Source organism: Novosphingobium sp. PC22D (assembly GCF_002556635.1).
Taxonomy (GTDB): domain Bacteria; phylum Pseudomonadota; class Alphaproteobacteria; order Sphingomonadales; family Sphingomonadaceae; genus Novosphingobium.
Map to the genome: position 1 here is coordinate 1 of NZ_MWMO01000003.1, position 13,885 is coordinate 13,885.

Consider the following 13,885-nt stretch of genomic DNA (forward strand, 5'->3'; position numbering starts at 1 on the left):
AACCTTGTGATTTCGATTACTTGGACTTCGATAAAACCCACGCTTTCCTGCGGGCTTCAGCGTTCTTCACCGGCGACCAGCTATCGAGCTGGTCGCGCAACTGGACCAGGCTGGTGATCCGCTCGTTGAGCATGGCCCGCCAGTCCTGGCTCAAGGTCTGCCACTGGCGCGCGGTGATGGGCACCGAAGGGAACTTGTCGAGATGCTCCTTGATCAGCGTCAGCGGCACGCCCGCGCGCTGGGCGATCCGGATGATGGCGACGCGCCGCAGTATCCCGCGGTCATAGCGCCGCTGGTTGCCCCCGGTCCGCCACCCCTGGAGCAAGCCCTTTTTCTCGTAGAAGTGGATCGTTGATATGGCAACGCCGCTGCGCTGCGCCACCTCGCCCACTGTAAGTGTCTGTTTTCCCGAAGTTGCCATAAAGACCAAAACCAAAACCAATGTTCAGGTTTGAGCTAGGCGGGATGTCCTGCCGATGCAAGGGGCCGCATGATCGCAAGAGCCGGTCTGGAAAATCGAAAAAATCGATATTGACCTGAACTATAGTTGAGGTTGTAGAGGGGGTGCCGGCTCGCTTCCCCGGTGAGCAATTCCGCCACCTGCGGAGCAATATTCGAGGAGCCGACATGAATCTGCTTTACGAACCGCTCGACCCATCGTCGGGAAGGCCGCGCGATGTCTTCGCCGCCGTTATCAAGCCGTCGTTGCAGAGGCTTCATGCCAAGTCCGGCGTCGGTCGGTTATGGGGCCACGTCGCGGGATTCGGTTCAGTGCGGAGGGAGTTAAGGAAATGACGGGGGCAGATTCAGTGGAGGAAAATCCGCGCGATCGTTTCGGGCCGAAGGCGCGCAACATCGTGCTGGCCGTCGTCGCCCTGGCGGTACTGCTCGGGCTGCTGTTCGCCTGGCGCGCCATGCGCAACGGCGGAGGGCCGATGCCGCCGCGTCAGGCGGTTCCGGTCGCGGCTCTGGTGGCGACGCCCCGGGACGTGCCGAACGCGCTGGAAGCGGTGGGTACGCTGACGGCGGTGCGCGAAGTGACGCTGTCGCCCGAAGCCGCCGGACGCGTTTCCGCGATCCGGTTCAAGGCCGGCAACTACGTCGGCTCGGGATCGCTGCTGGTCCAGCTCTATGACGGCCCCGAGCGGGCTGATCGCAAGGCGGCGCTGGCCAGCGCCAAGTATGCGCGCCTGCAGCTCGAGCGGACCGAAAAGCTCATTCCTTCGGGCGCCGAATCGCGTGAACTGCTCGAGCAGCGTCGCGCCGAACGCGATCAGGCGGTCGCCGCGGTTGAACAGATCGATGCCCGCATCCGCCAGAAGCAGGTGCGCGCGCCGTTCGCGGGACGGCTCGGCATCCGCCGGGTCGATCTCGGCCAGTACCTCAATCCGGGCGACCCGGTCGCGACACTGACCGCGCTCGACAGCCTCTACGTCGAGTTTGCCGTTCCCCAGCAGGAGCTGACGCGACTGGAGCCGGGTACGACGGTCAGCGTCAGTTCCGATGCCTATCCCGGCCGCCGGTTCACCGCGCGCGTGAACGCGGTCGAGCCGGTCATCGACGGGGACACCCGCAACGTGACCGTGCAGGCGGTGATGCGCAATCCCGACCAGGCGCTGCGCCCGGGCATGTATGTCACGGCGGCGCTCGCTCTCCCCCCGCGCAAGGGGGCCATCGTCGTACCGGCCACGGCGATCCAGACTTCGGCGCAGGGTGACAGCGTGGTCATCATCCGCGGCAAGACGCCGAAGAAGACGGGCAAGGCGGAAATCGTTCCGGTCAAGACCGGCGCAAGACTAGGAAACTCGGTGATCGTCACCCAGGGCATTGAGCCCGGAGACGTCGTGGTGGCGCAAGGGCAACTGCGCGTTCAGCCCGGGGCCGAAGTGAAGGTCACCCAGATCGTTCCGCTCGAGAGAAAGTGACATGGCCTTTACCGACACCTTCATCAGGCGGCCAATTCTGGCCATCGTCGTCAGCCTGCTCATTCTGCTCGTCGGACTGAGCGCGGTCTTCGGGCTGCAGATCCGCCAGTATCCGCGGATGGAAAGCGCCACGATCACCATAGACACCTCGCTTCCCGGCGCCACGCAGGACGTCATGCAGGGGTTCGTGACCACGCCGATCGCGCAGGAGATCGCGACCGCCAACGGGATCGAGTATCTGACCTCGACTTCCAAGCCGGGCAAGAGCCACATCGCCGCGAAGCTGGTCCTCAATGCCGACGCCGACCGCTCGATGACCGAGATCCTCTCGAAGGTCCAGCAGGTGAAGTATCGCCTTCCCGAAGGCACCACCGACCCGGTCATCGCCAAGATCACCGACGGCGCTTCGGCGGTTCAGTACATCAGCTTCGCCAGCGAGAAGCTGGATTCCTCGCAGATCGTCGATTTCGTCAACCGCGTGGCGCGGCCGCTGATCACGTCGGTCCCCGGTGTCGCCTCCGTCGAGGTGAACGGCGGCGCGCCGCTCGCGATGCGCATCTGGGTCGACCCCGACAAGCTGGCGGGGCGCGGCCTGACGGCGAGCGACATCGCCGGCGCGCTGCGTGGAAACAACGTCCAGGCCGCCCCGGGCCAGCTCAAGGGCGAGAGCACCGCGATCAACATCACCGCCGCCACCGATCTCAAGGACGTCGAATCGTTCCGTCAGATGGTGATCAAGAGCAGCGACGGCAGTCTCGTCCGGCTCGGCGATGTCGCAACGGTCGAACTCGGCGGGCAGAACTACGATGCGGTGGCGCTCGGCGCCGGCAGGCCCGGCATCCTGGTCGCGATCTCGCCGACTCCGGACGGAAATCCCCTCGAGATCGTGAAGAACGTGAACGAGCTGATCCCGCGCCTGCAACGCTCGGCGCCGGCGGGGTTGACGGTGGAGAGCATGTTCGACCGTGCCCGCTTCGTCGATGCCTCCATCGAGGAAGTCGAGCATACGCTGATCGAAGCCATCATCATCGTGATCGTCGTGATCTTCCTGTTCCTGGGAACGGTGCGTGCGGTGATCATTCCGGTCGTGACCATTCCCCTGTCGTTGCTCGGAACCGCGGCGGTCATGTTGATGTTCGGCTTTTCGCTGAACCTTCTCACCTTGTTGGCGATGGTGCTGGCGATCGGTCTGGTGGTTGACGACGCCATCGTCGTGGTCGAGAACATCCACCGGCATATCGAGGAGGGCAGTAAGCCGATCGATGCGGCGCTGTTGGGCGCCCGGGAGATCGTGGGGCCGGTGATCGCGATGACGATCACGCTCGCCGCCGTCTACGCTCCGATCGGCCTGATGGGCGGGCTGACCGGCGCGCTGTTTCGCGAGTTCGCGTTCACTCTTGCCGGATCGGTGATCGTGTCGGGCGTAATCGCGCTGACCTTGTCGCCGATGATGAGCAGCAAGCTGCTGCACAACAAGATGGGCGAGAGCAAACTAGAGAAGCGGATCGAGCGCACCATGCACGGTCTGACGAAGCGCTACGACCGCGTGCTGGGCCATACGCTCTCGTCCCGAGGCGCGGTGCTTATCGCGGGCGTGGTAATCCTAGGGGCGACGGTGGTGTTCTTCACCGGGGCCAAGCGCGAACTCGCGCCGCCCGAGGATATGGGCTACGTCTTCACCCAGACCAAGGCCCCGCAATATGCCAACGTCGATTACACCGCGCACTTCAGCGGCGAAGTCGAGAAGTTGTTCCACGACATCGCCGAGTACGACGGAAGCTTCTTCGCGATCGGCGGGGCGAACGGTGCCAACATCGGCTTCGGCGGCATCATCCTCTCGCCCTGGGACGAGCGCACGCGCACGGCGAACGACGTCCAGCAGGATCTGACAGCGTCCACCGGAAGCGTGACCGGCGTCTACACCACGGTCTTTCAGGACAGTCCGCTCCCGGCGGGAAGCGGCGGCCTGCCGGTGCAGATGGTGATCCGCTCGTCCGATGAATTCTCCGAAATCTACCAGACGCTCCAGCAGGTCACAGGCGCGGCCTGGGGCAGCGGCCTGTTCGCCTTCGTCGACAGCGACCTCGCGTTCGACAGCCAGGACGCGCACATCAGCATCGATCGGGCCAAGGCCGGAGAGCTGGGCATCAGTATGTCCGAAATCGCCGATACGCTCGCGCTGCTGGTCGGGGAAAACTACGTCAATCGCTTCAACTGGTACGACCGCTCCTACGACGTCATCACGCAAGTCCCGCAGGACAAGCGCCTGACGCCCGAGAACCTGGGTCAGTTCTACGTGAAGGCAGGATCGGGCCGCCTGGTGCCGCTCTCCACCGTCGTGAGCATCGAGATCAATCCGCAACCGAACCAGTTGCCCCAGTTCAACCAGATGAACTCGGCCACGCTTTCGGCGGTGCTGATGCCGGGCGTGACGATGGGCCAGGCGGTCGACTTCCTGCAAAGCCAGGACCTGCCTCCCGGCATGACCGTCGACTGGCTCTCGAACAGCCGCCAATACGTGCATGAGGGTAATCAGCTCACGATCTCCTTCGGGTTTGCCCTGATCGTCATCTTCCTGGTCCTGGCCGCCCAGTTCGAAAGCTTTCGCGACCCGCTGGTGATCCTCGTCACGGTTCCGCTGGCGGTGTCGGGCGCGCTGGTCCCGCTCTATCTCGGGTTCACGACGCTCAACATCTACACCCAGATCGGCCTCGTGACGCTGATCGGCCTGATCTCGAAGCACGGTATCCTGATGGTCTCCTTCGCCAACGAGATGCAGCGCGATCACGGCTGGAGCCGCGTCGAGGCGATCCGCCATGCCGCCGCGGTACGTATGCGCCCGGTGCTGATGACGACCGCGGCGATGGTAGCCGGGCTCGTACCGTTGATCTTCGCGGCCGGAGCGGGCGCGGCCAGTCGCTATGCCATCGGCATCGTCGTGGTGATGGGCATGCTCGTCGGCACGTTGTTCACGCTGTTCGTTCTGCCGACGATCTACACCTTCGTATCCGCCGACCACCGGGCAAAGGCGCATACCGACGAAACGCAAATCGGGGAGACCGGCCATGCGTAAGGTCCGCAGCAAGATCGCCGTGCTCGCCGCGCTCCTGACAAGCGCGTGCGCAGCCGGCCCCGATTACCAACGGCCACAGGCGCCGTCATCGTCCGCTGGCGCCTTCGTCACCCGGGCGGAGGGTACCGATCCCACACAGCCGCTTCCGAACGACTGGTGGCGGCTCTACGACGATCCGGTGCTCGACAATCTGGTCGAACAGGCCCTGTCCGCGAACACCGACCTGCGCGTCGCCGCGGCCAATCTCGCCCGGGCCCGTGCGGTCCTGAGCGAGGCGCGCGCCGGGCGTCTGCCTTCCACGACGCTGTCGGGCGGCGGCTCCTACGGCGATACCGCGAGGGTCGGCGGTGATCAGGGCGGCGGCTTCGTAAACCTCAACGACACGCAGTGGTCGACCAACGCCTCGGCTTCGGTCTCGTGGGAAGCGGACCTGTTCGGCCGGATCGGCCGCAGCATCGAGGCTGCGCGTGCCGATGCCGAGGCGGTCGTGGCCGCGCGCGACGGCGTGCGGGTACTGGTCGCGGCGGAAACCACGCGCGCCTATCTCAACGCCTGCTCCTATGCCTATGCGCTCGAGACGGCCCGCCGCTCCTCCGAAATCAGCGAAAACAGCCTCAAGCTCGTCTCGGAGCGCGAGGAGGTCGGAGCGGCGAGCGGGCGCGATGTCGAGCGCGCCGGCGCGGCCGCGGCCACCGCGCGCGCGGCGGTGCCGATGATGGAAGGCCAGCGGCGGGTCGCGCTCCTCGAACTCGCCGCCCTGCTGGGCCGGACGCCGGATGCGATCCCCGAGGGCGCGCTGGCCTGCATGCTCCCGAAGCCGCCGGCCTCGGTCCTGCCGATCGGTGACGGCACCGCGCTCCTGCGCCGCCGCCCCGACTTGCGCGAGGCCGAGCGGCGGCTGGCGGCGGATACGGCGCGGATCGGCGTGGCCACGGCCGATCTCTATCCCCGCGTCAGCCTGGGCGGCTCGGGCAACTTCTTCCGCAACGACGACGTGAAGGGCAGCGATTCCTTCTCGTTCTCGCTCGGCCCGCTGATCTCCTGGAGCTTCCCCAACATCACCGTCGCCAGAGCCCGCATTCGCCAGGCGCGGGCGCAGTCCGAGGCTTCGCTCGCGACATTCGACGGCCGGGTCCTCACGGCTCTCAAGGAAGTCGAGCAGGCCCTGACGCGCGTCGACACCGGCCAGCGCCGGCTCGATGCCCTGCTGGAGGCCAAGGAGCGCTCCGAGCACGCCTGGCGCCTCGACGACCAGCGTTATCGCGCCGGATCGGTCTCCTATCTCGACGTCCTCGTGGCGCAGGGCGAAATGCTCGACGCGCGGGCCGCCTACGCGGATGGGTTGCAGGCCTTGTCCTCCGACCGGGTAGACCTGTTCAAGGCGTTGGGCGGTGGTTGGGGCGTCTCCGCGCAAGGCGACGCGGCCGAAGCGCCGGTGCAAGGCGAAAACTGACGTGGCAGGAGAGGCCCCGGCGCGGAACTTGCGTCGGGACCCTTGCCGGGATCGGCTCGCCATCGCGTGAGATAGGTGGCGCTTGTGCCGTCGCGGCTCGTGCGAACGTCCAGCACCGGATTGCGCTTTGACGATAGAATGTGTCGTTTGAGTGTTGCAAAATGCGCTCGGCCCATTCCATACTCGCCGCTCCCGGGACGCAAGCGAGGACGAGATGGCGAAACTGACCCGCGCATTCCTTTTGCCGATAGCCACCCTTTCGCTCGCGGCACCCGTGGCGGTGTTCGCGCAGGACTCCGCGCCCGACAAGAAGCCCGTGGAATCGGTCGACAAGCAGCATCGCGAGGACGTGAATGCCTCCGCGGCGCAAGGCTGGGCCTCGGCGCCGGTGGAGGAACGCGAGGTTTCCAGCCGGCACAGCGTTTCGGTGGGCGGCCGCAACCTTGCCTATACCGCGACGGCCGGCACGCTCACGCTGCGCACGCTCGAGGGCAAGCCGACCGCGAGCATGTTCTACGTCGCCTATACGCTCGACGGAAAGCCGGCGGGCACCAGGCGCCCCGTCACCTTCCTCTACAACGGCGGACCGGGCTCGCCGAGCTTCTGGCTGCACATGGGCTCGTTTGCGCCGGTCCGGCTGGAAACGGGCGATCCGGTCACGATCGGGCCGCCGCCCTATCGTTATGGCCCCAATCCGCAGACGCTGCTCGACAAGACGGACCTCGTCTTCCTCGATGCGATCGGCGCGGGCTATTCGCGCCCGCTCGGCGATGCGAAGCCGCAGGATTTCTACGGCGTCGACCAGGACGTCAACGCCTTCGCCACGGCCATCCAGCGCTACATCACCCGGTACGAGCGCTGGAACAGTCCGAAGTTCGTCCTCGGCGAGAGCTACGGCACGTTGCGCTCGGGCGCGCTGGCCTATGAAATGCAGCAGCGCGGCATGGCGCTCAATGGCGTCATCCTGCTTTCCTCGATCATGAACTACGGCTACCGCCAGCCGGGCCTCGATCAGGTCTACATCAACTACTTGCCCAGCTACGCCGCGACCGCCTGGTATCACAACAAGCTGCCGGACAGGCCTGCGGACGTTGCGAGCGTGGTCGAGCGCGCCCGCCAGTTCGCGCTGGGGCCTTACGCTTCGGCGCTTGCCAAGGGGCAGTCGATCTCTCCCGAGGAACGCCGCGCGGTGGCCGAGCAATTGAGCGCGCTCACCGGTCTTTCGACCGACTTCATCATCCGCGCCAATCTGCGGGTGGATCTCTATCGCTTCCAGAAGGAGCTCTTGCGCGACCAGCGCCTGTCGGTGGGCCGCTTCGATTCGCGCTATACCGGGCCGGACAGCGACGCGGCGGGCGAGGGGCCCGACAGTGACAAGTCGAGCGACGCCATCTCCGGCGCGTTCATCGCCAGCTTCCGCGACTATCTCGGCCGCGAGCTGGGCTATCGCTCCGACATGCCTTACCGGCTGAGCGCGCGCGACGCCGAAGGCTGGACGTGGAACTGGCAGCACAAGGCGGCGGGCGGCAACTGGCCGCAGAACAATCCCAACACCGCCGTCGACCTTGCGGCGGCCATGCGTGAAAATCCCTATCTCAAGGTCCTCTCGCTCAACGGCTACTACGACATGGCGACGCCGTTCTTCGGCACCGAGAACGATCTCGGGCATATGATGCTCGAACCGCGCGAGCAGCAGAACCTCGTTTTCCGCTACTACCATGGCGGGCACATGACCTACGTGAACCCCGAGGCGCTGGCCGAGCAGAAGGCCGACATCGCCGCCTTCATCGACTCGGCGGTGCGCTGAGGGTCTAGTCGCCGGCGGGGACGGCGAGGCGGCTGCACGCTTCCTCCAACGAGGCGGCATAGGCGCTCGTCCAGAGCTGTTCCTGCAGCGCGCGCAGCCGCTTGGCCATCACGGCGTCGCGCAGCACCACCTCGACGTTGCGCGAGGTGTCGAGATAACCGCCCTCCCAATTGCTCGTGCCGACCCAGGCGATGGCGTCGTCGATGGTCATGACCTTGGTGTGGACCACGCGCGCATAGGGAATCTCGCCCGAGGAAAGTTGCGGGATCGTCGCAACGCGAATCTCGACACCGGGCGCGGCGGAGAGGGCGAGGAGCCCCGGCAGCCGGCGCTCGGTCAGCGCCCAGTCCGCGATCAGCAGCCGCACTTTCACTCCGCGCGCCGCCGCCGCGCGCAGAGCGTCGTCGATGACGCGATAGTCTCCGCCGCCAAACGCGGTGGTCGAATATTGCATCACCTCGGCCACGATCTCGCGCTCCGCCGCGCCGATCAGGCTGACGAGCGCGGACTGCGAATCGCCGACACCGGGCGGGTTGTACGCATTGGGGCTCGCCACGAGCATGGCGCGCCGCCTCGGGGGCACATAAGTCTCCGCGCGCACCGGCGGGGCCGTCTCGCCCGCGGCGATGCGGGCCTGCGCCCGCCAGTCCTGTTCGAAGATCGCCTGGAGCCGCCGCGCGATCGAGCGGTCGGTGATGCGCAGCCCGGTCTCGTCGATCTGCGAGAGCGCGCGCCAGTCGAAGTTCTGGCTCCCGACATAGCCTTCGCGCCCGTCGATGACGAAGACCTTGGCATGGATGATGCCCGCGCCCGCCACGTCGCCCCAGGCGAGCGTGCGGAACTCGAGATTGGGGATGCGCTTGAGCCGGTCGATCGTCGCGGGATCGGACATCGCCTCGCCCTTCTTCTCCATCAGGAAGCGAATCCGGACGCCGCGCCTGCCAGCGGCTTCGAGCGCCTCCATCACCGGATCGAGCGCTTCGCCGGGTTCGCCGGTGACGTAGAATTGCTCGATGGCGATGTCGTGCCGGGCGCGGGCGATCATCTCGGTCCACACCGCGACCGGCTCGCGCAGATCGGGCGTCGCCAGCGTCGTTTCGGCTGGCGCATTGTGAACCAGCTCGAAGCCGGGCACCGAGAACTCGGCGCACACCGGGGCGGGCAGGGCGGCCAGCACCGCGGCGAGCGCGGAGAGCAGCGGCCCGATCCTCCTGTGGAGCATCGCGCTCATTCGGGGGCGCGGCGGCGTTTGAGGAACTGGGGCGGAATGGCGAGCCCGGTGCCCATCGCGCCGAGAATGAAGATCACCCGCAGCAAGGCGATCAGCGGCTCGCCGAGCGCGGCCCCTGCGACATCCTGCTCCTGCGAAGTCAGGGCGAGGAAGCCGAGGACGGCGCGCTCGAAATAGGCGCCGGGAACCATGGCGATGCATCCCGCCAGCGCCAGCAGGTTCGATGCCTGGCGGAATTCGGGCCGGGGCAGCCACACGAGTGTCGCGGTCATGAGCGCGGCGAAGAAGGTCGCGGCCTCGAGCGTCCAGCCGATTTCCTGGCAAAGCGTGCGCACGGTGAGCGCACCGGCACCGAGCCCGGCGCAGCGCACCAGATCGCGCGGCGCGAAGTTGAACAGCACGCCGAAACCCGCTGCCGCGATCGCTCCGAACAGCGCCTGATGGGCGACGTGGAGGATGTCGGCCGGGCTCATTGCAGCACGCCCAGCACCGCCTCGGCGCACCAGATTCCCACCGACGCGAAGATCATCAGCATCGCCACCGTCACGGCGCGGGCACTGCCGACCGTCGGAAAGCCGTCGATGATGTCGGTCTGGGCGTTGGTCGCGGGAACCCCGGGCACGAGCAGCAGGGTCGCCGCGATCGAGGCGAGACGCACACTCGCCGATCCCGCCACCGCCGAGAGCAGGCCGCCGATTCCCGCCGCCACGAAGGCGACGATCGCGGCCATCACGAACAGGTTGGTCCCGCGATGAAGCAACAGGTGCCGCGCGTACTGGCCGATCGCGCCGCCGATGAACACGGGCACGACCGCGAGCCAGTCCATCCCGAGCAGCCGTCCGAACGCCATGCACGCAGCACCCACCCCGAGCGCGACGACCAGCGGCGCGTGTCTGGGCGTCTCGGCCACGAGGGCATCGAGCCGCGCGCGTACCGTTTCCCAATGCCCGCCGTGGGCGGCGACGTCCTCGACCAGTTCGCGCACCGCCCGGTCGAGCCGATGATTGACGAGATGGCGGCCGACCGGGCGCATCCTCGTTACGCGATGCCCGCCGCCCGAGACGGTGAGCGTGAGCGAGGCAAAGCCCGCGCGCATTCCGATCGGTCGCGCGCCGAGACCGCGCGCCACGGTCAGCGCGCCTTGCTCGATCACTCGCACCGAGGCACCGCATTCCATCAGCACGCGGCCGAAGGCGATCGCGGTGTCGGCGATCTTCTCAAGGTCGTGGTAAAGCAACTTCGCGGCTGCCGGCGTGCCGCCGGGTTCGGGATATTCGGAAGGAACGGCAAGCGGGCCCGCCATATTGCCGGAATCTGCCGTCATCGCATCGGGTCCTCGTGGCCGGTAGCGGGATTATGCAGGGCCAGGCCCGGAGCAGCAAGCGCGGGCTGCGCGCGGGGCAATCCGGTGATCGGTCGATAGGCGCAGGTGCGCCCGGTCGCGCGGCGCGATGCCCCGTTCGCCGGGGCGCCGCGAAATGGCGCGGGCGGTCAGCCCGGAGTCGAACTTTTGCCGCTGCTGAGGTCGATAGCGGTCCGCAGGCGCTCTGCGGTGGAAAGCGCCTTTTCCTGCTCGCCTTCGTCGCAATCCGATTCGACCACGTCTTCCAGCCGGTCCGCGGCCTTGCCGAGCAGGCTCTTCAGCGCCTCGTTCTCGGCGCGCACATTGCCCAGCTTGTGCTTGAGCTCGCGGTTTTCCTCGTTGTTCGCGTCCACGCCGTTATCCCCGAATGCCCTGCCCAAAGCATACCGATTGTGCCGCCGATTCCAAGCGATCCGAAATCATCGTTCCGGATAAGCGATCGCGATCACTTCCCACTCCTTTTCGCCCGAGGGCAGGCGCACGGTCCGCAAATCGCCGACGGAGGCGCCGCGCAGCGCGCGCGACAGGGGCGCGCCCCAGCCGATCCGCCCGGTGCTCGCGTCCTGCTCGTCGTCGCCGACGATCATCACTTCCTTGTGGACGTCGTCCTCGTCGGCGATGGTGACCCGCGCGCCGAAATAGACGCGCGAGCGGTCTTCCTGCGCGGCCGGGTCGACGACGCGCAGCGCCTTCATCCGCCGCGCGAGATGCGCCAGTTCCCGATCGATCTCGCGCATGCGCTTGCGGCCGTAGAGGTAGTCGCCGTTTTCCGAGCGGTCGCCGTTTCCCGCGGCCCAACTCACGATCTCGACGATCTCGGGTCGCTCGCGGGACAGGAGATGATCGTAGCGCGCGCGCAGCGCGGAAAGGCCTTGGGGCGTGATCGGGGGACCGGCGGGTTTCATCGGCGCGATGATAGGCGAGCCCGGCGAGGCGGGCCAGCCTGTCGTGTCGGCGGGCTCAGCCCGGGGTGCGCTTGCCGAGGTAGCGGCTGAGCGGATTATCGCCCTTGTAGAATCCGCGTTCGGGATAGAGCGCTTCGTAGACCACGGCGTTCTCAAGCACGCGCTGGACGTAGTTCTTGGTCTCGTAGATCGGAATCCGCTCGATCCAGTCGACCCATTCGACCGAGCCGGTACGCGGGTCGCCGTTGGCGCGCAGCCACTTGTTCACGTTGCCGGGGCCCGCGTTGTAGGCCGCGACCGCGAGCGGATAGGCACCGCCGTAGTAATCCATCATCCGCGCGAAATAGCCGTTGCCGAGCTGGATGTTGTAGCTCGGATCGCTGATCAGCGCCGACCTGTCGTACGAAAGACCGAGCTTTCCGGCCTGCTCGCGCGCGGTGCCGGGCATGAGCTGCATCAGTCCGCTCGCGCCGGCATGGCTCACCGCGTTCTGCGCGAACTGGCTTTCCTGACGCGCGAGCGCGTGGACCATGATCCAGTTCGATCCGGGCGGCGTCACCAGGGTCGGGAAGGCGATCTTGCCGAACTCGGTATAGCCCTGCGCATGCGCGTTCTGACCCAGGATCACGCCGAGGTCGCGCCGCCCGATCTCGCGCGCGAGATCGGCGACGAGGACGTGGTCGACCTCGGTTTCGGCCTGGTCCGAAATCTCGCGGAAGAACTGGACGGTCGTGCGCCAGTCGGAATCGCGCGCGACTTCGCGCACCGCATTGGTAAGAGGCCGCGCCGCGAACTCGGCCGCGTCATCGCGCGAGGGGCGCGCCTTGGGCGTGACGTCGAGATTGGGGATCGGGCGTCCGAGCCGCTCGAGCGAGAGCTGGCCATAAAAGTACTCGGGATACTCGGCGGCCATCTCGAAATAACGCTTGGCGCCGTCGCGGTCTCCGGCTTGCGCCAGCGCGCGTCCCGCCCAGTAGAAGCCCTTGGAGCGGGTGCCCGGCGTCTGCGCGGCGGCGCCGTAGCGGTAGAACAGCGGCGCGGCGCGGCGTGCATCACCCAGATTCCACAGCGCCTTGGTGCCGCCCAGCCACATCAGCGAGGTGTAGTCGTCGCGCAGGCGATAGCTCAGCGTCGAGATGTCGGTGCCCGGTTCGAAGGCGTCGTCGATCTGCGAGGCGATCCGCACGGCCGGGTCCGAACCCGCCCCGCGCGCGGCGGTGAGCAGTTCCTTCACCCACTTCTCGGGCTCGGGGACCGGCTCCTTGAGCGGCGGGCGGTTGGCCAGCAGGTTGATCGCCGAGCCCAGGTTGCCCGATTTGCGGGCCTGGACGACGCGGTTGTAGACGTAACCCGGATCGCGCATCGCATCGCCATCGAGCGTAATGCCGAGGCTGCCCGGACCCGAGCCCTGCGCCAGCGCCAGCCGCTCCATGAACAGGTTGCGCTTGCTCGCCGACACAAACGAGATCTGCCGCTCGGCCTGCGTCGTATCGCCTTGCCAGAGCAGCGCGTCCATCCGCGCGTCGTGATCGCGCGAGTCGAGTTCCTTGCGAAAGTAGGTGAGAATGGTCGCTTCGTCGTTGGCCGAGAGCGTGCCCATCCGCCAGGCCTTGCGCGCCCATTCCTTGGCGTCGTTGGTGCGGCCGCTCAGCATCAGCGAAGTGGCGTAACGTCCGGCGGCCTCGCTCGACAGCGGGGGAAAGCGGTCGAAGAAGGCGACGAGCGTTCCGGCATCGGGCGATTCGCGGTCGAGCGCGCTTTCGGCGTAGCCGCGCAGCTTCTCTTCCTGCGGGAAGCCGGGATAAGTGATCAGAAAGCTCGCGTAGGAGCCGAAAGGCATGGAACTGGACGCGCTGAGCTGACGCCAGCGATCGATCGCCTGGCGCATCGCCATGTCGTGGCTCTGCATCAGGCGGGCCTTGGCGAGATCCCACTCGCGGCCCTCCTGGCAACGGGCGGGGGTGGAAACGCAGGCGGCTGTCAGCAACAGCATCAATGTCGAGGCACGCAGCATGCTGGACATTTTTGCAAAAGGCTCCTTATCAGGCGCTGAACGATGGCTCGCGTCGCGCCCCTTTGGCATCGCGGATCGGGTCGAAGTCATGAACCAAATGCAGGGGCAAAGTCC

11 protein-coding genes are annotated in these 13,885 nt (G+C 66.8%); 4 read left to right on the top strand and 7 right to left on the bottom strand.

All coding sequences use genetic code 11. From position 1 onward, the window contains the following. Positions 1 to 16: 16 nt before the first annotated feature. Positions 17 to 391, bottom strand: a complete 375-nt coding sequence (soxR, locus tag B2G71_RS06650) for a redox-sensitive transcriptional activator SoxR (protein WP_240530034.1) — start codon at positions 389 to 391, stop codon at positions 17 to 19. A 400-nt stretch (positions 392 to 791) separates the two neighbouring features. Between soxR and B2G71_RS06655 the strand changes: the two genes are divergently transcribed. The 4 genes from B2G71_RS06655 (at position 792) to B2G71_RS06670 (ending at position 8,258) form a co-directional block, all read left to right on the top strand. Next, positions 792 to 1,925 (top strand): efflux RND transporter periplasmic adaptor subunit, encoded by a 1,134-nt coding sequence (locus tag B2G71_RS06655; protein ID WP_098104980.1) that lies wholly within the window; start codon positions 792 to 794, stop codon positions 1,923 to 1,925. A gap of 1 nt (position 1,926) precedes the next feature. Next, positions 1,927 to 4,998, top strand: coding sequence for an efflux RND transporter permease subunit (locus B2G71_RS06660; RefSeq protein WP_098104981.1), 3,072 nt, complete (start codon positions 1,927 to 1,929; stop codon positions 4,996 to 4,998). Beyond that, entirely contained in the window at positions 4,991 to 6,451 is a 1,461-nt protein-coding gene (locus tag B2G71_RS06665; protein ID WP_098104982.1) for an efflux transporter outer membrane subunit, read from the top strand. Before B2G71_RS06660 ends, B2G71_RS06665 begins: the two co-directional genes overlap by 8 nt. 214 nt (positions 6,452 to 6,665) lie before the next feature. Continuing rightward, positions 6,666 to 8,258: a peptidase S10 gene (locus B2G71_RS06670; RefSeq protein WP_098104983.1), complete on the top strand. Its 1,593-nt coding sequence runs from the start codon at positions 6,666 to 6,668 to the stop codon at positions 8,256 to 8,258. Positions 8,259 to 8,262: 4 nt separating this feature from the next. On the opposite strand, the gene B2G71_RS06675 is transcribed toward B2G71_RS06670, so the two are convergent. From B2G71_RS06675 to B2G71_RS06700, 6 genes are all read right to left on the bottom strand, one after another. Beyond that, a complete protein-coding gene (locus B2G71_RS06675) occupies positions 8,263 to 9,480 on the bottom strand; it encodes a phospholipase D-like domain-containing protein (RefSeq protein WP_098105268.1) in 1,218 nt (405 codons plus the stop codon). A gap of 5 nt (positions 9,481 to 9,485) precedes the next feature. Further along, positions 9,486 to 9,962 (bottom strand): threonine/serine exporter family protein, encoded by a 477-nt coding sequence (locus B2G71_RS06680; RefSeq protein WP_098104984.1) that lies wholly within the window; start codon positions 9,960 to 9,962, stop codon positions 9,486 to 9,488. Then, on the bottom strand, positions 9,959 to 10,813 hold the full coding sequence (locus B2G71_RS06685; RefSeq protein WP_206049339.1) for a threonine/serine exporter family protein: 855 nt from the start codon (positions 10,811 to 10,813) through the stop codon (positions 9,959 to 9,961). The genes B2G71_RS06680 and B2G71_RS06685 overlap by 4 nt, the downstream gene beginning before the upstream one ends. A 167-nt stretch (positions 10,814 to 10,980) precedes the next feature. Further along, positions 10,981 to 11,205, bottom strand: coding sequence for a hypothetical protein (locus B2G71_RS06690; RefSeq protein WP_098104986.1), 225 nt, complete (start codon positions 11,203 to 11,205; stop codon positions 10,981 to 10,983). 66 nt (positions 11,206 to 11,271) lie between these two features. Further along, positions 11,272 to 11,757: a transcription elongation factor GreB gene (gene greB / locus B2G71_RS06695; RefSeq protein ID WP_098104987.1), complete on the bottom strand. Its 486-nt coding sequence runs from the start codon at positions 11,755 to 11,757 to the stop codon at positions 11,272 to 11,274. 55 nt (positions 11,758 to 11,812) lie between these two features. Then, entirely contained in the window at positions 11,813 to 13,780 is a 1,968-nt protein-coding gene (locus B2G71_RS06700) for a lytic transglycosylase domain-containing protein (RefSeq protein ID WP_098104988.1), read from the bottom strand. Between the last annotated feature and the right edge of the window lie 105 nt (positions 13,781 to 13,885).